Source organism: Paenibacillus sp. FSL P4-0127, assembly GCF_038007325.1.
GTDB classification, from domain to species: Bacteria; Bacillota; Bacilli; order Paenibacillales; family Paenibacillaceae; genus Fontibacillus; species Fontibacillus macerans.
Genome location: NZ_JBBOWY010000001.1, coordinates 270,390 through 292,456, shown reverse-complemented (window position 1 = coordinate 292,456; position 22,067 = coordinate 270,390). Strand labels below are relative to the sequence as shown.

20 protein-coding genes and 1 tRNA gene are annotated in these 22,067 nt (G+C 53.5%); 18 read left to right on the top strand and 3 right to left on the bottom strand.

Features of this window, described 5'->3' with window-relative positions; translation table 11 throughout:
- The first annotated feature begins 14 nt into the window (after positions 1-14).
- From NYE74_RS01115 to NYE74_RS01050, 14 genes are all read left to right on the top strand, one after another.
- Positions 15-1,472, top strand: coding sequence for a glycoside hydrolase family 1 protein (locus NYE74_RS01115; protein ID WP_124333414.1), 1,458 nt, complete (start codon positions 15-17; stop codon positions 1,470-1,472).
- The gene (gene licT, locus NYE74_RS01110) at positions 1,444-2,271 is read left to right on the top strand and encodes a BglG family transcription antiterminator LicT (protein ID WP_124333413.1); all 828 of its coding nucleotides are present in this window, start codon (positions 1,444-1,446) and stop codon (positions 2,269-2,271) included. Before NYE74_RS01115 ends, licT begins: the two co-directional genes overlap by 29 nt.
- A gap of 771 nt (positions 2,272-3,042) precedes the next feature.
- Positions 3,043-4,200 carry an ABC transporter substrate-binding protein gene (locus NYE74_RS01105; RefSeq protein ID WP_124333412.1) on the top strand — a complete coding sequence of 386 codons (1,158 nt, stop codon included), beginning with the start codon at positions 3,043-3,045 and terminating at the stop codon, positions 4,198-4,200.
- A 111-nt stretch (positions 4,201-4,311) separates the two neighbouring features.
- Complete coding sequence (locus tag NYE74_RS01100) at positions 4,312-5,232, top strand: ABC transporter permease (protein ID WP_341004550.1); 921 nt, start codon at positions 4,312-4,314, stop codon at positions 5,230-5,232.
- Positions 5,232-6,041 (top strand): ABC transporter permease, encoded by an 810-nt coding sequence (locus tag NYE74_RS01095; RefSeq protein ID WP_124333410.1) that lies wholly within the window; start codon positions 5,232-5,234, stop codon positions 6,039-6,041. The genes NYE74_RS01100 and NYE74_RS01095 overlap by 1 nt, the downstream gene beginning before the upstream one ends.
- Entirely contained in the window at positions 6,038-7,081 is a 1,044-nt protein-coding gene (locus NYE74_RS01090; RefSeq protein ID WP_124333409.1) for an ABC transporter ATP-binding protein, read from the top strand. The genes NYE74_RS01095 and NYE74_RS01090 overlap by 4 nt, the downstream gene beginning before the upstream one ends.
- 4 nt (positions 7,082-7,085) lie before the next feature.
- Complete coding sequence (locus tag NYE74_RS01085; RefSeq protein ID WP_124333408.1) at positions 7,086-7,871, top strand: DeoR/GlpR family DNA-binding transcription regulator; 786 nt, start codon at positions 7,086-7,088, stop codon at positions 7,869-7,871.
- A 14-nt stretch (positions 7,872-7,885) separates the two neighbouring features.
- Positions 7,886-8,707 carry an alkaline phosphatase family protein gene (locus tag NYE74_RS01080; protein ID WP_155619751.1) on the top strand — a complete coding sequence of 274 codons (822 nt, stop codon included), beginning with the start codon at positions 7,886-7,888 and terminating at the stop codon, positions 8,705-8,707.
- Between the two features lie 18 nt (positions 8,708-8,725).
- Entirely contained in the window at positions 8,726-9,745 is a 1,020-nt protein-coding gene (locus NYE74_RS01075; RefSeq protein WP_124333406.1) for a PHP domain-containing protein, read from the top strand.
- 486 nt (positions 9,746-10,231) lie between these two features.
- Positions 10,232-11,233: a VanZ family protein gene (locus NYE74_RS01070; protein WP_213509982.1), complete on the top strand. Its 1,002-nt coding sequence runs from the start codon at positions 10,232-10,234 to the stop codon at positions 11,231-11,233.
- A 519-nt stretch (positions 11,234-11,752) separates the two neighbouring features.
- Positions 11,753-12,388 (top strand): PspA/IM30 family protein, encoded by a 636-nt coding sequence (locus tag NYE74_RS01065; protein ID WP_240752303.1) that lies wholly within the window; start codon positions 11,753-11,755, stop codon positions 12,386-12,388.
- Positions 12,375-13,406, top strand: a complete 1,032-nt coding sequence (locus NYE74_RS01060; RefSeq protein WP_036626854.1) for a TFIIB-type zinc ribbon-containing protein — start codon at positions 12,375-12,377, stop codon at positions 13,404-13,406. The genes NYE74_RS01065 and NYE74_RS01060 overlap by 14 nt, the downstream gene beginning before the upstream one ends.
- A complete protein-coding gene (locus tag NYE74_RS01055; protein WP_036626851.1) occupies positions 13,403-14,194 on the top strand; it encodes a TPM domain-containing protein in 792 nt (263 codons plus the stop codon). Before NYE74_RS01060 ends, NYE74_RS01055 begins: the two co-directional genes overlap by 4 nt.
- 21 nt (positions 14,195-14,215) lie before the next feature.
- Complete coding sequence (locus tag NYE74_RS01050; RefSeq protein WP_124333402.1) at positions 14,216-15,361, top strand: SPFH domain-containing protein; 1,146 nt, start codon at positions 14,216-14,218, stop codon at positions 15,359-15,361.
- Between the two features lie 339 nt (positions 15,362-15,700).
- Here NYE74_RS01050 and NYE74_RS01045 read toward each other — a convergent pair whose 3' ends face one another.
- Positions 15,701-16,609 carry an EamA family transporter gene (locus NYE74_RS01045; RefSeq protein ID WP_036626850.1) on the bottom strand — a complete coding sequence of 303 codons (909 nt, stop codon included), beginning with the start codon at positions 16,607-16,609 and terminating at the stop codon, positions 15,701-15,703.
- A 258-nt stretch (positions 16,610-16,867) separates the two neighbouring features.
- Between NYE74_RS01045 and NYE74_RS01040 the strand changes: the two genes are divergently transcribed.
- The 3 genes from NYE74_RS01040 to NYE74_RS01030 all read left to right on the top strand — a co-directional run bounded on the left by NYE74_RS01040 (position 16,868) and on the right by NYE74_RS01030 (position 18,797).
- A complete protein-coding gene (locus tag NYE74_RS01040; RefSeq protein ID WP_036626849.1) occupies positions 16,868-17,629 on the top strand; it encodes a DeoR/GlpR family DNA-binding transcription regulator in 762 nt (253 codons plus the stop codon).
- Between the two features lie 186 nt (positions 17,630-17,815).
- Positions 17,816-18,514, top strand: a complete 699-nt coding sequence (locus NYE74_RS01035; protein WP_036626847.1) for a dTMP kinase — start codon at positions 17,816-17,818, stop codon at positions 18,512-18,514.
- 94 nt (positions 18,515-18,608) lie between these two features.
- Positions 18,609-18,797, top strand: coding sequence for a hypothetical protein (locus NYE74_RS01030; RefSeq protein WP_036626846.1), 189 nt, complete (start codon positions 18,609-18,611; stop codon positions 18,795-18,797).
- Between the two features lie 55 nt (positions 18,798-18,852).
- Here the strand turns inward: NYE74_RS01030 and NYE74_RS01025 are convergent, their stop codons facing one another.
- Together NYE74_RS01025 and NYE74_RS01020 are read right to left on the bottom strand one after the other, a co-directional pair.
- Entirely contained in the window at positions 18,853-19,701 is an 849-nt protein-coding gene (locus NYE74_RS01025) for a WYL domain-containing protein (RefSeq protein WP_036626845.1), read from the bottom strand.
- Positions 19,688-20,998: a helix-turn-helix transcriptional regulator gene (locus NYE74_RS01020; RefSeq protein ID WP_036626844.1), complete on the bottom strand. Its 1,311-nt coding sequence runs from the start codon at positions 20,996-20,998 to the stop codon at positions 19,688-19,690. Before NYE74_RS01020 ends, NYE74_RS01025 begins: the two co-directional genes overlap by 14 nt.
- A gap of 611 nt (positions 20,999-21,609) precedes the next feature.
- Here NYE74_RS01020 and NYE74_RS01015 point away from each other — a divergent pair.
- Positions 21,610-21,704 (top strand) — tRNA-Ser (locus tag NYE74_RS01015).
- Positions 21,705-22,067: the final 363 nt, after the last annotated feature.

Genomic DNA, 22,067 nt, shown 5'->3' with positions numbered 1-22,067 from the left:
ACGGAGGAAAATATATGATCTCGACAACATCGTTTCCGGAACATTTTCTGTGGGGCGGCGCCATCGCCGCCAATCAGGCCGAAGGCGCCTGGAATGAGGACGGGAGAGGGCCCTCGATCAACGATGCGTTAAGACATGGGATCGTCAACGGCGTATTGGATGATGCGATTGATCCGAATGCCTATTATCCAAGCCATGAGGCGATCGACTTCTATCATCGCTATAAGGAGGACGTGGCTCTGTTCGCGGAAATGGGCTTCAAGTGCCTGCGCACCTCGATTGCCTGGTCGCGGATTTTCCCCAATGGGGATGAACAGCAGCCTAACGAAGCGGGTCTGCAATTCTACGACAACCTGTTCGACGAACTGCTCCAGCATGGCATCGAGCCGGTCATTACGATTTCCCACTTTGAGACTCCGCTCCATCTGGTGCGGGAATACGGCGGCTGGACGGACCGGAAGCTCGTGGCTTTTTTTACGCGGTATTGCGAAGTCATCTTCAAGCGCTACAAAAACAAGGTCAAGTATTGGATGGGCTTCAACGAAATCAATCATATGCATACGATTCCGCTGGCGGCGGGGGCGATCGAGCTGCGCAACCCGGAGCGGAAGCTGCAGGATATTTATCAGGCGAGCCACCATCTGTTCGTAGCCAGCGCCGCCGCCACCAAGCTGCTGCGCGAGATCATCCCCGGCGCCCGCATGGGCTGCATGCTCTCCTTGAGCATCATCTATCCGAACTCCTGTCATCCGGATGATGTGTTCGAGACTTATGAGCTGAGACGCCGCTCGCTTTTCTACTCGGACGTGCTGCTGCACGGGGAATATCCACGATATGCGGAGAGGATTTTCAGAGAGCATGGCATTGAGCTCGCCATCGAACCGGGCGATTTGGAGCTGATTAGGGCCTATCCGGCCGACTATATCGGATTCAGCTACTACCGCAGCACGACCCATAAGGCGGGGATGCCTATCCTGGGCAACACCGGCGGGATTATGGGCCTGGACAACCCCTATCTCACCAAAACCTCGTGGGGCTGGCCCATTGATCCCAAGGGGCTGCGGTATGTGTGCAATGAAATCTACGACCGCTACCGGAAGCCGATTTTCATCGTGGAGAACGGGTTCGGGGACAAGGATGAAATCGGTGCGGACGGCACGATCGCCGATGACAGCCGCATGCAATATTTGAATCAGCATCTGCTCGAACTCCATCAGGCGATCCAGGACGGATGCGAGATCATGGGCTACACCTGGTGGGGGCCGATCGATATCGTCAGCGCGGGCACCGGCGAGATGAACAAGCGGTACGGCTTCATCCATGTGGATAAAGACAATGAAGGCCGGGGCACATTACGGAGAATGAAGAAGAAGAGTTTTGACTGGTATCGGCAAATCATTGCTACGAACGGAGAAATCCTCCTAAAGGCAAAGGATGATTCGGATGCGAATAGAGCGAGTACTGAACAATAATGTGATCATCGTCATGAACGAAAATCGCAAGGAATCGGTCATTATGGGGAAGGGAATCGCCTTCCAGAAGAAGGCCGGCGACCAGGTCGACAAGGACAAGATCGAAAAGATGTTCACTTTGGACAACAAGGGATTGTCCGAGAAGCTCCAGACCCTACTGGCCGAGATTCCGATGGAGCATATGGAAGCATCCGAGAAGATCATCCAATATGCCAAGCTGCACCTGGGCAAAATCCTGCATGACAGCATTTACGTTACGCTTACGGACCACATCAGTTTTGCCATCAAGCGCGCCTTCAAGGGCATGGACATTAAAAATCCGCTCTTGTGGGAGGTCAAGCGTTTTTATAAGGAAGAGTTCGAGGTCGGACTTGAGGCGCTGAAAATGTTGCGCCAGGATCTCGGCGTCGTGCTCCCCGAGGATGAAGCGGCGCAAATCGCTCTCCATCTGGTGAATGCCGAGCTTAATGAGAACATGGGCAATATGGTCGATATCACCAAAGTGATGCATGATGTTCTGAGCATCGTCCGCAAGCATTTCGGCATCGAATACGACGAGGAGTCATTGGCTTATTTCCGCTTCATTACGCATCTGAAATTTTTTGCCCAGCGGCTGATCAACGGGACCGACATCACCAGTACGGACAACGCCCTGTTTGGGATGGTCAAGGAACAGTACAGGGAGGCCTTCGCCTGCGTGGAGCGAATCAAGGTCTACATCCGCAAAACCTATCATCGTGAGCTGACGAATGAAGAGATGCTGTATTTGACCATTCATATCGAGCGGGTTGTAAGCTAGGATCAGAAAGTCTAAAAGGACCGTCAGGGTGATCTTCCCTGGCGGTTTTTCTAATTTATAGTAGAGGGCGATGCGCAGGTAAAGAGGGGAGGAGAAGAGGACCTGGAGGGGGCTAAGGGACACCAGAGCCGTTATTTGAGGAAAAACGGAGGATTGCAAAATGTAACGGACACAGACGACCTTATTTACCTCAAATCGGCCTGGATGAACGGGTTTAGAGCGAAATTAGGGTCATGTGTGTCCGTTAGGCTGGGAAATACCCGGGAAATGGGCGGATAAGGTCGCTGGTGTCCGTTAGAGTAGGGTCCAAAGTTTAGGAAGAGCCTCCAATCGCTCCATAGTAGAAGTCAGAGCCATTAAAGAACACCGTCAGGCGTTTTTCTTGAACTTCTCCGATTCTGCTCTGTCTGGGGGTGCGCCGTTGAATAGTTGTAAAAGATACAGTTACTCATCGGAAAACGGGGTGAGGCGCTTTTTAAATGTAAATCATGCAATTAAATCTGCCCTATTCATAGGGCTGGTGCAAATGCTGGGGTGTAGTTGCAGGAAATGCAATTAAAACGTGTTAACCCGCTGTTTTGTTGAAATCTAGTTGTACGTTTTGCAACTATTCATTCGTCAGTGCCCATTTCCGCCATGTCTACGATTTTAATAAACTTAAACAACTCTTTTAATCCAGCGCAAACAGTCCCTACCTATACTCTAATTGGGTTGAAACCAACAGAAATACATATTAAACCCACAATAATCCACAGGGAGTGCGAAGAAAACATGAAATCATGGTTAAAGAAGCGACTGGCGTTTGGCCTTGTTCTGTCCTTGTTTGTTTTGATGCTTGCAGCTTGTGAAGCCGGCGGCGGTAAAGAGGGAAGCTCAAACACAAGCGGAAATGCCGCCGCCAATGCAGGTGCCAATGCTGGCGCCGGAGCTCCGGCCGAGGAAATCTCATTGGCTGATCTGGAGAAGAAGGCGAAGGAAGAAGGCTCCGTCGTCAGCGTCGGTATGCCGGATTCATGGGCGAACTGGAAAGATACGTGGGCAGACTTGCTAACCAAGTATTCACTGCAGCATACGGACACGGATATGTCGAGCGCCGATGAAATCAACAAATTCGAGGCCGAGAAGGACAAGCCGACCGCGGATATCGGTGACGTGGGCATCGCCTTTGGGCCGGTAGCAGTGGATAAAGGGGTAACTCAACCCTACAAAACCTCGTATTGGGATGAGATTCCGGATTGGGCCAAGGATAAGGACGGGCACTGGGTCGTAGGCTATACGGGATCGATCGCGATCTTCACCAACACGGATTTGGTGAAGCAGGCGCCGCAAAGCTGGGAAGATCTGAAGAACGGCGACTATAAAATCATCGTTGGCGACGTCACGAAAGCGGCGCAAGCGCAAATGGCCGTGTTGGCGGCCGCAATGGCTTACGGCGGCGATGAAACGAACATCGAGCCGGGGATCGCTTATTTTGAAGATCTGGCCAAAAAGGGACGCCTGTCCAATGCCGAGGCTTCGCTGGCCAACATCGAGAAGGGCGAAGTGCAAGTGACCCTGTTCTGGGACTTCAACGCGCTGAACTATAGAGATCAACTGGGCGGCGTGGATAAGTTCAACGTCGCCATTCCCAAGGAAGGCAGCGTCGTCAGCGGTTACGCCACGATCATCAACAAATACGCGCCGCATCCGAATGCCGCCAAACTGGCACGCGAGTATATTTTGAGCGATGAAGGTCAAATCAACCTGGCAAAAGGGTACGCCAGACCGATCCGCGAAAGCGTTCAGCTGCCCGAGGATGTGGCGGCCAAGCTGCTGCCTGCCGAAGCCTATGCCAACGTTAAGCCGGTCAGCGATTACAAGGCTTGGGAAGAAACGGCGAAGCAGCTTCCTCAGCTGTGGCAGGAGCGCGTGCTTGTGCACATGAACTAATCCGAGTTCAAACGATTGAAGTCCTAGGTGGAGCGCCATCGTCCTGTACGAATGGCGCCCCTTATAGAATTTGTAAGTTTGTGGGGTTATTCAAGTAGGGGAGGGAGAGGCGTGAAGCGTAAAAATCGCTGGTTTTTGCTCGGACTGGTTCCTTTTGCCGTGATGATCGCCCTGTTCCAACTGGTCCCCATCCTGTCGATGCTGACGGGAAGCATTAGCCAAGGGGACGGCTCAGGTATTACGTTCGATTATTATGCCAGAATTCTGCAAAGCGATTATTATCTCAAAGCGATCAAGAACAGTCTGCTGATTTCGGTGTTTTCCAGCGTGATCGGGGTTGCCGTGGGGCTGATTTGCGCTTATTCCGTGACGCGATTCGCGCCCAAGATGCGGGATCGTTTGATCATGTTGTCCAATATGACCTCGAATTTTGCCGGCGTTCCGCTGGCCTTCGCTTATATTATTCTGCTGGGCAGCAACGGGGTATTTACCTTGCTCTTTAAGCAGTGGGGCTGGAGCGTGTTCGACGGTTTTAATTTATACAGCTGGTCGGGACTTGTGCTGGTTTATGTTTATTTTCAGGTCCCCCTTGCTTTATTGCTGCTGTACCCTTCCTTTTACGGGATTCGCGAGCAGTGGAAGGAGGCGGCGGCGCTCCTCGGCGCCAGTACGTGGCAGTTTTGGCGGACGATCGGCATCCCGGTGCTTATACCGGCCGTATTCGGGACGCTGGGGATTTTGTTCGCCAACAGCATGGGGGCGTACGCGACGGCTTATGCCCTGGTCGGAAGCAATTTCAATTTGCTCGCCGTGCGGATCGGCAACCTGGTCTCGGGCGACGTAGTGAACGAACCGCAGCTGGGTAATGCGCTCGCGGTGATTATGGCGTTATCGACTCTGCTGGCGGTCTTTTTGAATCATAAGATGACCCAGCGCTCAAACCGGTTTCAATCCGGCTTCGTTACGCCAAAAGCCCGCAGCTCGCGGAAATGGCCCAAGCTGAAATCCTCGGCCTTGAAGGAGGAATTGTGATGGAGGCTCCAAGCAGGAAAGCCGGTTGGGGGCATCGTTCGCTCATGCTGTTGCTGATGGTCTACTTGCTCCTTCCTTTGCTGGCCACGCTGATTTATGCGTTCGCCAAGGAATGGCAGGCCACTATCCTGCCGGAGAGCTGGACGCTGGAATGGTTCGGCGAGATGTTTCAGGATACGCGATTTCTGGATGCGCTGTGGAAATCTTTCTATTTATGCCTGATCAGCGTGGCGCTCAGCCTTGCGGTTATGCTGCCGGCCGTGTTTATCATTACGGTTTATTTGCCGCGGCTGGAAAGCTTCATGAAAGGGATCGTCGTACTCCCTTACGCTGTGCCCGGCGTCGTCGCCGCCGTAGGACTGATTCGCGCTTATTCCTCCGGTCCGCTTAACATTTCCGGCACCGCCTATATTTTGATCGGCGCGTATTTCATCGTCATTTTGCCGTATATGTATCAGGGCATCCGCAACAGCCTGCTGACCGTTTCGGCGGTGGAACTGCTGAATGCGGCGGAGATGCTGGGCGCCAGCCGGATCAAGGCTTTTGTCGGCGTAATTTTGCCGAATATCTGGCCCGGGGTGATGACCTCGACTTTATTGTCCTTCTCTGTCCTGTTTGGCGAATTCGTCGTAACGAACATGCTGGTGGGGGGACATATTCAGACCATTCAGGTGTATTTGTCCCGCAGGATGAATGAAAGCGGGCATTTGGCCAGCGCGATCGCGATTTCCTACTTTCTGTTTATTCTGGCGCTGTCCATGGTTCTGATGAAGCTCGGCAACAAAGTGAACAGGGGGATCTCGGAATGAAACCTTATTTGAAGCTGGCAGGCATCCGCAAGCAATTCGGAGATATGACGGTGCTGAACCAGGTGAATTTGGATATCCGCGAGGGGGAGCTTGTCACCCTGCTGGGGCCTTCCGGCTGTGGAAAAAGCACGCTGCTGCGCTGCATCGCCGGTCTGACAGAGCTAAATGACGGGCAGATTTGGCTGGACGATAAGGATATCGTCAACTTGCCCCCGCGCAGCCGGGAGATCGGCATGGTGTTTCAATCTTATGCCCTGTTTCCCAACATGACGGTTAGTGAAAATATCGGGTACGGGATGAAAATGCGAGGAGCCTCCAAGGAGGCCAGACGCCAAAGAGCCGAGGAATTGCTGGAACTCATCGATATGGCGGACAAACGGGATGCGTATCCCCAGCATCTGTCGGGAGGGCAGCAGCAGCGCGTGGCGCTCGCCCGTTCCCTGGCCGTACAGCCCAAGGTTCTGCTCTTGGATGAACCGCTGAGCGCACTCGACGCAAAAATCCGCAAAAACCTGCGCACCGAAATCCGCGAGATCCAGAAAAAATTCAACATAACCACGATCTTTGTGACCCATGATCAGGAAGAGGCCTTAACCCTATCCGATCGGGTATGTTTGATGAATAAAGGAAGCATCGTGCAGCAGGGTACGCCGGAGGAACTGTATTCCACGCCGAAAACGGAGTTTGTCGCCCGGTTCATGGGCAGCTACAATGTGCTGTCCCGCGCCGAGGTGTTGCGGCTGTTCGGGACCGTCGATAGTGAGGCGGAGAGCTTTGCCATTCGGCCGGAATCGCTGGTCCTGGCAAGCAAAGACCGGGCGGACGAACAAGCAGATGCGGGCAAACAGATCGTGGAGGGGACCGTTCATTCGGCGTCTATTTTGGGCAACGTGATCCGTTATGCCATCGATGCCGCAGGCATCAGGCTGACGGTCGACGCGCTGAATGACGGCCGTTCTCCGCGGCTCGGCGACAATAGCCCGGTAAACCTGGCTTTGGACCATTCGCAGCTGCTGCAACTTGAGAAGGAAGGGGCTTAAGGATTTGTCGATTTCATCCGAGGAACGCAAACGCGTGATCATGGAGCAATTGAAGCAAGAGGGTCAGGTGAAGGTGCCGGAATTATCGCAGTTGTTTACCGTTTCGGAGGAAACCGTTCGCCGTGATCTGATTTTATTGGAAAAAGAAGGTCTGGCCAAAAGAGTCTACGGCGGCGCGTTGCTCCCCAAACTGACGAGCTTCGAGCCCCCTTATCTGCAGCGCCAGAAGGTGAAGGCGGAGGAAAAAGAACGGATCGGCCGCGCGGCCGCCGAGTTGATCGAATCCGGCGACACGATCGCGATCGACATCGGCACGACGACGCTGGAGCTGGCCAAAGCCATTGCCGGGCGGGAACGGTTGACGATTCTGACGAACTCGCTGGCCGTGGCCTATCATTTAATGGAGTCGCTCACTAGCGGGAGGTTTTCCGGAAAAATTTTCGTAATCGGCGGGGAACTAAACCCGGAGCAGCAGTCGATGTCGGGAACGATCGGCGAAAGCGTCATGTCGCAATTCCGGGTCGACAAGGCTTTTATCTCTATCGGGGGGATTTCCTTGGAACGGGGCATCAGTGATTACGATATCAACGAAACGGGGATGTCACGGCGAATGATCGAGGCGGCTTACCGGACGATTGTATTGGCCGATGAATCCAAGCTGGATAAAGAAGCTTTTGTGGAGATTGCCCCGCTGGACAAAGTTCACGCGATCGTTAGCGACGCGGCTGTGCCGAAGGAATGGGTGCAGACGCTCCGGAGCAATCATATCCAGTGGATCGAAGCAAAATGAAGGGGGAGAACAGGATGAACGGCACGGAAGCTAAGCTCGTTGTCGTTGTTTTGGACGGATTAAGATATGATGCCGCCCGCAAGTATTTGGGTTACATAGAGCATTTGGTGGAGCAAGGGGAGGCCGCCTGTTATCAGGTTCAATCGCAGCTGCCCAGCCTGTCGCGTCCGCTCTATGAAGTGTTGCTGACCGGTACCCCGGCCGCGAAAAACGGCATCACGGCGAATCATATCGCCCGGCTAAGCCATGAGCGGAGCGTGTTTCAGCTCGCGGTGGGGGCGGGCTTAAGGACGGCGGCTGCTGCGTATCATTGGGTTAGCGAGTTGTATAACAGCGCTCCGTTCAATCCTGTTACGGACCGTCATCAGCATGATGAGAGCAAACCGGTCCAACACGGTATTTTTTATTACGAGGATCACTATCCGGACAGCCATCTGTTTAGCGATGCCGAGCATTTGCGTTTGGCGCATGATCCGCATTTTTTATATATCCACTCGATGAACATCGACGATATGGGCCACAAGCACGGCGGGGAAAGCAAGCAATATGAAGGCGCCGTGCGTGCGGTTGACGGGATGCTGGCCACGTTGGTTCCGCTATGGAAATCGCAGGGATATCAGGTCATCGTCACGTCGGACCATGGGATGAATGCGATGGGACAGCATGGGGGAACGGAGCCGGAGGAACGGAATGTCCCGCTTTATGTTTTTGGCGAGCTGCCGATCCCTGCTTCCATGCTTGATGACGCGCGGGGGTTATCGCAGTTGCTACTGGCCCCGTTAATGTGCCATTATTTGGGGATTAAGCCTTCCGAGGCCATGGTGAAATGGGATTAGACAAGGGGGATATGGCGGGTGAAGGTTGATTTGCATTTTCATTTGGAGGAAGGCCCGTATTCGTTACGCTGGTTATCGCGCACTTTGCAAGGGTTGTCTTCGACGGAACCGAAGCCGGATCGGGCGCTGGGCCATCATGCGCTTCCGTATGCGGAGGAAATGGCGCAGCTGTTGTCTCGCAGAATGCGGCAGGGATGCTACAGTGAGGAATGGCTGGACCGCTATTTAACCACGGGGCGTGAGCGGGGCATTCAAGAGTTTGGAGTCGTGGATCATTTATACCGTTTTCGGGAATGCCGGCCTTACTATGAAAAACACATGCTGCTGGATGACAGCCCTGTCGGAAAGCTGCAGCATACGTGGCTTGATCAGGTTTGCGTCGCGTCGCTTGCGGATTTCGTGGAATTTGTCACGGAAGCGAAGAAAACAAGGCCGGATCTGGCGCTTGGCATTGAGGCGGATTTCTTCCCCGGCGGCGAAGCGGAGCTTGGCGCATTGCTGGCGCAGTACGATTGGGATTACGTCATTGGATCGGTACATTTCCTGGATGGCTGGGGCTTTGACAATCCCGAGGCAAAGGCTGGATTTGACGGGAGAGATCCCGTGCAAACTTATGCGGCCTATTACGAATTGTTAAGACAAGCCTGTGAGTCGGGTTTATTTCATATTATCGCCCACCCGGACAACCTGAAGGTCTTCGGCTTCCGCCCGGCCAACGAGAAGGAACTGCTGCCGTATTACCGGCAAATTGCCGAGATCATGGTGCAGAGCGGGGTCATTACCGAGATTAATACCGGCCTGGCTTACCGGTATCCCATTGCGGAAAGCTGCCCCAGCCCCTTGTTTCTGTCCGTGTTGGCCGAATATCAGGTTCCGCTGACGTTATCCTCGGACGCCCACTTTCCGGACGACATTGGAACGTTACTGGATAGCGCTTTGGCCGACGCGGTAGAGCTGGGGTATACCGAGCTGGCGGTGTTTAGAAAAGGGAAGCGGCGGATGGTGCCGATTTTCGAGAAAGACGCAAGGATGGAGTAATTGAGAGGGAGCAGTATTACGTTTTAAACGGTTTTATGATGTCCGGGAGGCTTTCGGCCTTCCGGGCTTTTTTTTGAGATACTAAAATTTATAAATTTTCCGGCGGGGTAGAGGATGATGTGCAGGTAGAAAGGGGGAGGAGAAGAGGAACCTGGAGGCTAAGGGACACCAGAGGCGTTATCTGCGGAAAAACGGAGGTTTGCAAAATGTAACGGACACAGACGACCTTATTTACCTCAAATCGGCCTGGATGAACGGGTTTAGAGCGAAATAGGGTCATGTGTGTCCGTTAGGCTGGGAAATACCCGGGAAATAGGCGGATAAGGTCGCTGGTGTCCGTTAGAGCGGCGTCCATAGATATTGGAAAGAGCCGAAGTACTCGGTGCTTCGGCTCATGAAAGAAGGGGAAAATGAACAAGTGTAACTGATTGGCCCAAGTAAACGTTTTTTTGCTAGTAAATGAATTTCCGAAAGGTGTGATGGCGCATGGAGTCCCAAGGGGAGAGAAAACTGCATGCTGGACTGGGTGAAACGGGAAGCGCAGGCAGGATCCTGCTTGGCGTATTTTACTTGATGTTTACGGTTTACACCGTATTCATGCTCAAAATCATATTGTTCAAAACCATCCCTTTGTCGGCGATGCTTCGGGGCAATTTTTTACCATTTAGAAGCTTGAATGTGATTCCTTTTCGAACGATTATGGAATATTTCACGAGTGACGCCATTGAATTCGACAGGGTGCTCGCGAATATCGGCGGAAACATCGCCATTTTTATTCCGTTGGGGATGTTCGCGGCTTTTATGGCAGGGCGGAAACCTTTGCGGCTTCAGGTCCTCTGGCTGCTGGCTATCTCTTTTTCGTTGGAAGTCATTCAGTATATCCTGGCCTTGGGCAGCAGCGATATCGATGATATTTTGCTTAATGTGACAGGAGGGATCATCGGTATAGGTCTTGTTGTGCAACTGCGTAAGATGACACGCTCCGGAAACGCGCTGCTGAGGGCTATGGCAGGCGCTTATTTGCTTATGGGAATTTGCGGATTCGCGGCCGTCGCTTGGGGCGATCCGGGGTTATTGCCGTTTACCGATTCGGAGGTTGAGTACGTTGATGAGAATGCGGAAATCCTGGCGGGACGGGATGAGGCTAAGGCAGATCTGTTCGGGAAACTGGCGGGCGTGGGAACGGAAGGGATCACGGTAAGCCCGAACTCTAAGGTTATGCTCACGGCTGCGCCGGCGGAAGCGGAAAAGGAAGAAGAAGTGGAAGTGGGGGATGCCCATATTCAAGTGGATGCCTCGACGAAAATTTTCATCAGACATATTCGCTCCGATGGAAATCAGGTCATTAACCGGTATGAAGAAGGGAAATGGGCGGAGCTGAAAGCGACTTTGGGGAAATCCGGGGATACCGATCCTGCGATCAAAGTATGGCTCTCTGGCGGGAATGAGGCGCGGGCAGAGGCGCTGCTTATTAGTTTCATAGAATAGTATTAAGCGTGGGGCCAAGGAAGAATAGGTGCTAGACGAATTGCATAAAACGAGCTCTCATGGGCTGATTAGATCGATCCTTCGCATATTCCTCTCAGTTTTGGATGGAAAAACGCCAGCGTGACTGAATCAAGTGCAAAAGTGCAGTTGAAGTAGGCTGAATTCGGGCTATGAGAGCGATGAGATGCAAATGTGCATTTGAAAATGGAGGTTAGCAGCGAATTTGATCAAAATGGCGAAAATAGCCTGCACTTTTGCATTTGAACCGCCTGTTTCGGGGGATTTCGACGAAATTCGCCTGTACTTTTGCAGTTCGTTGGAATTGGCATATCCCCTGTTCGTTAGTCGGCGATTTAATACTTTAACAAAACGCTGCTTCCCGGCGCAAATCAGGATAAATCCCGCGAGGGAGGCGTCTTTTTTTGTTTTGGACATTTTTTCCCGTTGACCACTTTGAAACCAATGGCCCGCTTTTCATGTATTATAGTACATATAGATCGAGCGAAGGAGGAACAGGGCATGGGAATCTTGGCGAGGTTTCGGGATGTGATGCGGGCAAATATCGGCAGTTTGCTGGAACGGGCGGAGGACCCGGAGAAAACGATGGATGAATACATGCGCCAAATGAATCGCGATTTGGGACAGGTGAAGGCGGAGACGGCTTCGGTGCAGGCGGAAGAGAGCCGGGCGAAGCGGGCGCTTGACGAATGCGGCGCGGAGGTCCGGAAGCTGCAGCGGTATGCGGAAAAGGCCGCAGAGTCGGGCGACGAGGAGCGGGCGCTTAAGTTTCTGGAGCAAAAAGCGCAGCAGGCGGAGCGGCTCGGCGAATTGCAAGCCGCTTATGAGCAATCCGCCGCCAACGCCGCCCAAATGAAGCAGATGCAGGATAAGCTGGCCGCCGATCTAAGCGAGCTGGAAGCGCGGCGCACCGCGCTAAAAGCCAAACTCGCGGAAGCGGGGCGGCTGCAACAGACCCATGCGGGCGCATCCGCCGGCGGGGTGGAAGCCGCATTTCGCGCGGCGGAAGAGCAGGCCGACCGCGCCTTGAATGAAGCGGAGGCTCTTGCCGAGCTGCGGGACGGCGCGCGGAAAGACGATCTGGATGAACTTATCGCGCAGTTGGAGAAAGGAAAAGACGCCAATGCCGGTGATTGAATACAAATGTCCGAACTGCGGCAGCGGCATGACGTTTGACAGCGAGACCGGGACGCTGGCCTGTCCGAGCTGCGGCAGAAAGGACGAGATCGAGCAAATCCCCGATCCGCTGAAGCAGCAGGTGTTCACGGAAGATGAGGTGAGGGAGTACCACTGCGAAAGCTGTGGTGCCGTGATCGTCACCGAGCCGGAGACCAGCGCGACGACCTGCAGCTTCTGCGGCTCCGCCGTGGTGCTGAGCGATCGCCTGACGGGCAAACTGGCTCCGGCGCAGGTGATTCCTTTTACGATCAGCAAGGAAGAAGCGATGGCCGCATTTAAGAAATGGTGCGGAAAAGGACTGCTCACGCCGAGAGGCTTCATGACCGCGGACCGCATCCAGGGCATTACGGGGATCTACGTGCCGTTCTGGTTGTATGATTTACATAACCGGATCGAGGTCCAAGGCCACGGGACGAAGGTGAGAAGCTACACGCGCGGCGAATATCAATATACGGAAACGGACCATTTCGAGATTTACCGGAAAATCCGCCTTGATTATGTCCGGCTGCCGATCGACGCTTCGGCGAAAATGAACGATGAGCTGATGGATAAGCTGGAGCCTTTTCCTTACGAACAGCTCAAAGCCTTCAAGACGCCTTATCTTGCCGGATACATTGCCGAAAAATACAGCTACACCGATGCGGAGCTCACCCCCCGTGCCCAAGAGAAAACGCGGCCTTATATCGACTCTTATATATCTTCAACGGTTTCCGGGTATGCCACGGTAAGCTATACGGACAAACAAATCGATACGACGGTAAAACGGGCGGATTACGTGCTGCTGCCGGTCTGGATGGTGTATTACGACTATAACCGGAAGCAGTACACTTTCGCTATGAACGGCCAGACAGGCAAGGTGGTCGGCAAGCCGCCGATCAGCAAAGCAAAGGTGGCGGCGTGGTTTGCCGGGATTTTCGGAATCTCCTTCCTGTCGTTAAAAATCGTGGCATGGATGATGGGAGGCGGATTCCTATGAAAAAGCGCTTTTGGCTTATAACGGTCTGCTTGCTGACCGCCTTCTGCCTCATGGTGCCTGCACCGGCCATAAGGGCCGCAGCGGCAGCGGAGCCTAAAACTTTAATTTATGACGACGCCCATCTGCTGAGCCAAGCCGATTACGATGAGCTGAACACCATGGCCAACGAATACGGGGCCGAACGCGAGACCGATATTATGATCATCACGACCGATAATCCGGAAAATGAGGACGTCGTCAAAATGACCGAGGATTTTTACGACGAACAGGCACCGGGTTACGATAAGCCTTTCGGCAATGCCGTTATCCTAACGCTGGACATGCGAAATCGCGACATTTATTTGGCCGGATTTTATAAAGCCGAGCAATACCTCGATGATGCGAGGTTGGATAAGATTAGGAACAAAATCACGCCCGATTTGACGGAAGGCGATTATCGCCAGGCCTTCGAGCAATATATAAAAACGGCAAACCGGTACATGGGATACGAGCCTGGCGTCAACCCGGACAATATTTTGTTCAACCTCTGGTTCCAATTGGGCGGAGCTTTGGCGATCGGCGGCATTGCTGTCGGCATCATGGCTTACCGCTCCGGCGGACGGGTGACGGTGAGCGGCAGAACCTATGAGGACGCCGGAACTTCAGGCGTTCTGCAGCGGCAGGACCGGTTCATCCGCACGACGGTCACGAAACGGAAAATCCAGAAGAGCAGCAGTTCCAGCGGCGGAGGCGGAGGCGGACGGACCGGCGGCGGGCATTCGCACAGCGGCAGCCGGGGATCATTTTAACGAAAGGGACGAGGGACAACGATGGGATTCTTTAGAAACCAATTTGCGAACGTAGTGGAATGGGAAGAGTTCAGAGACGACATGATTTTCTGGAAGTGGAGCAACCGCGAGATCAAAAAAGGAAGCAAACTGATCATCCGCTCCGGCCAGGACGCTATTTTCATCAACAACGGCAAGATCGAAGGGATCTTTAAGGATGAAGGGGAATTTAATATCGAATCGGATATCGTTCCTTTTTTGTCGACGTTAAAAGGGTTTAAGTTCGGCTTCAACAGCGGCATGCGGGTCGAGGTGCTTTTCGTCAATACGAAGGAATTCACCGTGAAATGGGGAACGCAAAATCCGGTTCTCATTCCGACGCCTCAGCTGCCGGGCGGCATGCCGATTCGCGCCAACGGCACGTTCAACTTCAAGGTAAATGACTACGTGACGCTGATCGACAAGATTGCCGGGATCAAGCCAAGCTATCTTGTGGAGGATGTGAAGCTGCGGATTACGTCCGTGCTGGACCAACTGCTGATGAAGTGGATTAGCCAGGAAGGCAAGGATATGTTTAATCTGCAGGCCAACGCCGCCGACATCGCCAGAGGCATCCGCGAGGACCTGGATATGCAGGTGCTGGACGACGGGTTTACGATAACGGGCTTTCAAGTGATGAGCTTCAATTATCCAAAAGAAATCCAGGATATGATCACCAAAACGGCGTCGCATGAAATGATCGGAAATCTCTCCAAATACCAGCAGATCAGCCTGACGGACGGCATCGCTTCCGGCAAGGTGCAGGGCGGCGGGGCCGCCGCGGACATGGCGAGCATGATGATGGGGATGAACCTGGCGAACGAAATGCTGAAAAATATGAACCAAAACCAGAGCCAAAGTCAGAACCAGAATCAGCATCAGAACCAAACGGGGAATCCGAGTTCAAAGCCGGCAGCCGGGAATCATGGGGAAACCGCGGCGCCGTCTGCGGCCGGAAAGGGTTCGGAACCGGCAGCTCCATCCGCCCCGCCCGCGCCGCCGGCATCATCCGATGCGCAGCCCGCACCATCCGGGCCATCCGCCCCGTCCGTGCCGGAAGGCGGCAAACGCCCCAACTTCTGCCCAAACTGCGGCACGAAAAACGAAGGCGCGAACTTTTGTCCGAACTGCGGGCAGAAGCTTGCTTGATACAGGGTTTGGCGCGCTGGGGACGGGCGTTGCTGCTATAACCTGCCTGCCTCCGCGCGTCAACGGCTTGGTGCCATGTGCGCCAGGCCTCTTTTTGTGGGTCGTTCGCCGGATAGCGGCAAAAAAGGCCGCTATCCTTGCCGCTTCAGGCAATCCGGCCGAAATAGAGACATTTTATGGCGTTATTGTCCCGCGAAGGCGGCAAAAAGTCCGGTTTCCCGGGCGATGCCGGGGAATAGGGACATCAATGTCCGCTATTTCTCGGGCAAAGGGCCGAAACGGCAAAATAGCGGCAAAAATTGCCGCTAAGGCCCTTGCCGCTAAGGTCGGACCCCCTTTTTACAATTCGTCCGCCAACCCCAACAGAGCGATTCCGATCATCACGAGGACGATCACGCCGTACTGCAGCTTGCCGAGCCGCTCTTTGAGGAAGATCCGCGACAGAATCACGGAAAAAATGCTGTAAGAAGCGATCAGCGGCGCCGAGATGATGGCGTTGCCGGACATGGCGAACACGTAGAAGAACTGGCCGGTCGTTTCGAAGATGGCGGCGTACCCTTTGACGCGCTCGCGGAAAAGATTAAACCGCTGCTTCTTCACAAAAACAAGATAAACGCAGGCGATCGCGGCGCAAATGAAAAAGGTAAACTCATAGGCGAGCAGGGCGGCGTCTTCGCCGATCAGCTTGAGCTCGTCCAGATAAATCCCGTCGGCAAAGGTGCCGAGACCGTCGAGGATACAATAAAGAATCGGGAACGTAATCGCCATCACGCCGATTTGGTATTTGACATCGACCTTCGCGAAGCTGGCCTGGAGGGCTTGGCGTTCCGCCCTTTTTTCCAATACGGCCAGGCTAACCACGCCGCAGGTAATGATCGCTACGCCCATCACTTCAAAGACGCCGAGGTCATGGGGGAAAAACAGGTACAGCAAAATGGCCGTGACCGCGCCGGAAGAGTTTTGCACCGGCGAGGAAATCGACAGCTCAATGTATCTGAGGCCAAAATAGCCGATCGCCATCGACAGGATATACAGCGCGGACACCGGCAAATACCGGATCATGTCGGCGGGATCGAACCGCAGCCCTTTGATCAGCAGGTAAGCTGTGCCGTGAATTCCCATTACCAGGCCGACCATGATGACGATTTTAATATGGCTGAACCGGTCATGGCTGTCGCTGCCTTTTTTATAGAACAGATCCGCGCCGCCCCAAGCGAACGCAGTGAGTAAAGCAAACATAAACCACATGCTGAAAATCTCCTTTCATTTAGCCTTATGATTATAAAGGCTCCGTTACCGGATATGTCAAGGACAAAGCTAACTACGGTCTCAGCGGCTGATAACGGAAGTTGTCCCGGTTGAACCCGGCGTGGAAGACTTAAAATGATTGATTTTTAATCATATATTTGTTTATTTATTGTAAATTTTGCCGATTTATTGATAAATTTTTGGTTATGCGTTATATTTTTTGAGAGATGACTTATTGAAGGAACGGAGTAGAATCGGATGAGGGAGAGACGTTTGCAGGAACTGGAGGAGCATATTCATGCTCTGGGAACGACATCGCTGGATGAATTGTGCGAACATTTCAATGTGTCGAAGAATACGATCCGCCGGGACATTCAGGTTTTGCTGGAGAAGGGAACCATCCAAAAAGTATACGGAGGCGTAACTTCGCTGTCCCAGGAACTGATCCCTTTTGAAAGCAGAGATATTACCAATCAAGCGGTGAAACGGGCCATCGCGAAGAGAGCGGCGCAATTCGTGGAAAGCAATGAGCTGATTTTCATCGATTCCGGAACCACGACCCGGAGTATCGTCGAATATTTGCCGCGTACGGGCAAACTGACGATTATGACCACCAGCCTGGATGTCATTAACGCCGCTTCCCACTTGGAGAATGTATCCCTGCTCGTTCTGGGGAATATCTATAAGCGGGATACGAAGTCTTTTGTCGGCAGCGATGAACTGTTCCTGCTGGACAAATACAATATCAACAAGGCGTTTATGGCCGCGACCGGGGTTTCCGTTGCCAGCGGCTTGACAAACTCCGACGTGATGGAATACGAGATCAAGAAGCGGGTGGCCGAGAAGGCGAAGCAGGTTTACCTGCTGGCCGACGCTTCCAAATTCGGCCGTTCCACGCTGCTGACCTATTCGCCGCTGGACAAGCTGGACGCGATCATCACCTCGCAGGGGATTCCGGAGGAATACGAAAAGTACTGCGCCGACAAAGGCATTTCCGTCTATTTTGCGGAGGAAACGTAAAGAAAGCTAAGTAGAAGCCCCCTCAACACGCCGTTGAGGGGGTTTGTTCATAATAAGAACTGCAATTCTGAGGGAACCTTGTGGTTTTATGCCAACTGTATGAATCTTTACAGAGTCCGGCCCGTAGTAACGGTTATAGTGGATATTAATCCGTTGCTGAACAATCATCTGAAGGAGGGCTATGCGATGAGAGGAAAAATCATAAGCATCAGCGGGCTCGACGGGGCCGGAAAAAGCACGCAGCTTACGCTCTTGCAGGAAAAGCTGGAACGGAACGGGATGAAATGCGCCAGTCTGCAGTTTGAAGCGGAGGATTATGGAGAACGGGCCCGGCAAAAAGTGGAAGAACTCAAGCCGTTCGACGCGGTTTTTACCAGACTGTGCATCGATTGGAGCAACCGCTTTCCGTTAATGCATGATTTTGTATATACGGAAACGCTGCAAAATGCCGGAAACGCCCTGGCCGTCACGTCCGTGTTTGCCGGCGGGTGCCTGCAGGTCTACCACGAATGTCTGAAGCCGCTGATAGAGGCAGGCGTTCATTTGGTCGTGGACAGATACTGGTACGACGATATCGTGTACAGAAGTTTCTGGGTCGATGAGGCTGTCGTTCGTATGCTGTACCGCTCGATTCCGGCGCCGGACCTGGCCGTTTTTTTAAATACGCCCCCGGATGTGAGTTATGAAAGAAACCGGCAGCGCATCGACGGACGGAGCCCCTTGATGGGAAATCTGCAAAATGTCCGCGCCGTTGCGGAAACGTTCCGGGAGCTGGCCCAAAAGGAAAACATGCGTGTGGTCGACGGGGCGCTGGAGCTTGAGGAGAAGCACGCGCTTATCTACCGTGAAGTCGCCTCTCTACTGCAAATAGAACCTGTCACTTGAAAATATATTTCGCCGGGGCTTTATGATAAAGTAGGGGTAATAGAATTGTTCCGATATGAAAGCGCTGTCTAAACCGAAAAAAGGAGAGTGTTGGATGAGAGGGTACAACTTATGGAGGCCGATCTTTTTGATTCTGATCGCGCTGCTGACGAACAGCCTTGTGACCAACCTTTGCATGTTGCTGGGGATGACCAAGGATTGGGCGAGCAACCTCGGCTTCATCGCCATGATGATTGCGGCCATCATTACATTTACGCGATTTACGAAAAATCGGCGGAAGTAATCCGGAAAAGGTAGGCGCGAGACCGGGAAAAACCTTGGCTCGCGCTTAAGTTTTTTTACGAAGACAACTCTCCCGGAATATCCTCATCCTTCGCCGGATCGAGATCGAGGGCCTCGTATCTCTCTAGCGCCTTAGAGGAGGCCTCCAGCATTCTGCGCTTTAAATAGCCGCCTTCGATGACCCGGACGCGCTTTCCGAGGAAGCGGATTTTGGAGAGCAGGTATTCGGCTTCATCGCCCAAAAAGCATACCCGGATGCGGTACGTGCCGCGGTTTTCGTCATAGTCGACGGTCTTCTCGAAACACGAGAAGGCGTAGAGGATGCGGGACAGCTCCATATGATACTCCCGGCCGACTTCGATCAACGCCTCCGTCTTCCGCGCCTCCAGCGTCCGCTTGATTCCGGCGTGCGCCCGTTCCAAAGCGGAAGGCGCGGCCGGTTCGGCCGCGACGGCGATGATTTTGGCCAGCCGGGTGCTCATCAGCGCATGATGCCGCAGATTGTACCAGAGCAAATACCATTCCCGCTTGACCATGGAATACTCCAATTTGTAAGGCACGCCGGAATGGTCTTCGTGAACCCGCCCGCCTTTTACCTTATAAGTGACGCGAATGCCGTTTCCGTCCGCGATACTGCGGCGTAAAGGGCGCAGCAGCGGGTGATACACCTGCTTCTCCACGCTTTTAGCCTTTTCGATCAGGTGGCCGGAGGTCTCTATCGCCGGATCCTTTTCCAGGAGCGAAAGCAATTTGTCCCTGGTTTCCGCCGTAAAGGCTTCGCCCGCCGCGGGATGATCCAGCATCTTTTTCAGCCAGGCCCGTTCGTGCGCGGTGATCATAAACGTGCCGGCATCGTCCAGCCGGGAGATGATCTGATAGTTGAAAATTTTCTCAAACGGATTCATAGTACGCCCGGATCTCCTTCCATTCGGCAATCATTTCCCGGCGAAAATAACGCGGCTCCAGCACCTCGCAGCTCGAACCGAAGCTCCGCAGCCAAGGTTTGATTTCGGTCGTTCCGTTCACCGTGATTTCGTAAATGAAGGCTTCCTCGTCTTCGGACACGATCCGCCCCCACTGCCCCTGCAGCAGCACGCGTTCTTTGACAAAATTCGGTTCGGACGGCCCCGGGTTAAAAAACCTTGCCCGCACGGTCACCGGTGCGCCCGTATCGATCAGCCAGCTGCACCTCATTTTCTCCTCCAGCTCGGCTGTCTTCTCTTCGAATAAAGCCTCGGGCACTGCGTCCGCTTCCTCGATTTGCGTCATGCCTTCCATGCGGTATTTGCGGATGCCCTCCCTGCCGTTCCCCAGCAGGTACCAGCGCCCGTACTGATGGTCGTAAACGACCTTTAAAGGCAGCGTTTGCTCGGCCTTGCCCGCCGTTTCCCGCTCGAACAAGGGATTTGTATTTTGCGAGGCGTAGCTCTTGTCGGCTTTGGGCGAAAAGTACAGAAAGCGCACCTTCCGGCGGTGCCGGATGGCCTCCAGCAGCGTGAACAAATGCGCTTCGTCCAGAATCCGCGAATAATAGTGGTACTTGTATAAAAAAGGCTCGATCGCTTGCGGCTCGGCCTGCCCCCGCAGCAAGTGCTTCTTCAGTCCGTCCCGGAGCAGGTAGCCTTGGACGGAGGGAACCTGCGTACTTGCCATCACGTCGACGAAATCGTACAGATCGTAGAGTTCCTCCTCCGACAGTTCCCTAACAAGATCGTTGTCCATCCGGTAACGGTAGGGGCGGGAGGCCGATTCCTTCTTGATGACGCCGACCTCCTCCAAATACTTCAGGTCCGACCGGATCGTTTTTTCGTCGGGGAGCGGAACGTTTGGAGGGAGGCTGCCGCAGCAGATGTCCATCAGCTCCATCGCCGTCAGCGCCTGCTCGTTCAGCGCGGCAAGGAGCAGCGAGATCCTTTGCGATTCCGATTCCTTCAGCGATTTGGCGCGGAACAGGAAAAGCAGCATCGGATCGGTTGACTCATAATAGTTGAAGCGGATCGCCTCCGCCAGTTCCTTCCCCTGCTCCTCCGGCAAATGCTGATGCATGGTGCTGACGATCTCCTTCAGCCGGCGGATCGTCTTGTCGAACGTATGCACGGAGATGCCGAGACGCTTCGCGAACTGCTGCCTGCTGTAAGCTCCGCTGGTCAGCACAAGCATGCGCAGAAACTGGATTTCCTTATCAAAGCTTTCCTTGGCCATTGCTGTTCCATCCCCCCGTTTCCTAAAAGATGCTTTTTCCTAATTGTAGCAGGGGATGGGAAAGGGGGAAAGGAGCTGATCGGCCGGGATAAGGCAGGGGGGCCTTTTTCAGCGGAGCCGCTGGCGAAATATCTGTATTAGTGTTGCTGGCTGACCCCGCTTAATAAACTCCCTCATGTCCCCGACTTATGCCCCATTTCATGATCCCATCTCACTCTCCCATCTCACTCTCCCAACTCACTCCCCCATCTCATACTCCCCTCTCATGCCCCACCTAACGCTCGCCCTCAAAATAGCGGCATTTTATGGTCTTATTTTCCCGAGTTAAACCTGTACGTGACCATTAGCGACATTTTTTGTACTTATTTTCCAATGAACGTTATGAAAAGCACCATTTCCCCTACGGTTCGAGAAAATAGCGACATAAATTACCTCTATTTCACTCAAAAGGGGTGATACCGCCCCAATAGCGACATTTTTTTCCCTTATCTACGGTACCGACGGCATCGTCGTTGACATCCATTGGGCAATTTTTTCTTTGTCGTAATACTTTCGCCATGTTCGCGGGCCGTAAAATGAGCGAAGATAGGTTCACAAGGTCATCGCTGCAGGGCGAAGGCCGGTAGGTTAAAGATCGCCGAGGCGCCTGGACGGGATACTTCGCCTGTTAAGCGACTGGTCGTTGGTTCGAATCCAACTTCCGCCGGTTGGCGGAATAGCTCAGGGGTAGAGCAGTTTATGTGCCTGTCCGCCTTATTCTTCGAGCGAGCTTTAACCAAACGGGCAAAAATAAACGCGAGGCGCCAGAAAGGGTTACTTCGACTACTTTAGGGAATTAGTATCCGATTGTGTCAAGCGGCACAAGGCAACCTTTTCGAAAAGCAGTTTCCCTCGCGTGCGTTTTGCCAAAACCGCATAACACCGGTGAGGCGCCGGAATGGGTTACTTCGCCTCCAAAGCGACCATTGGAAAACTCGGGCATTACGGCAGGTTCGACTCCTGCGCCGACCTATTCCACCCATTCCTCGCCGGTGTGCTGCTAGACTAAAAAGTAGACATGGAGAACCGA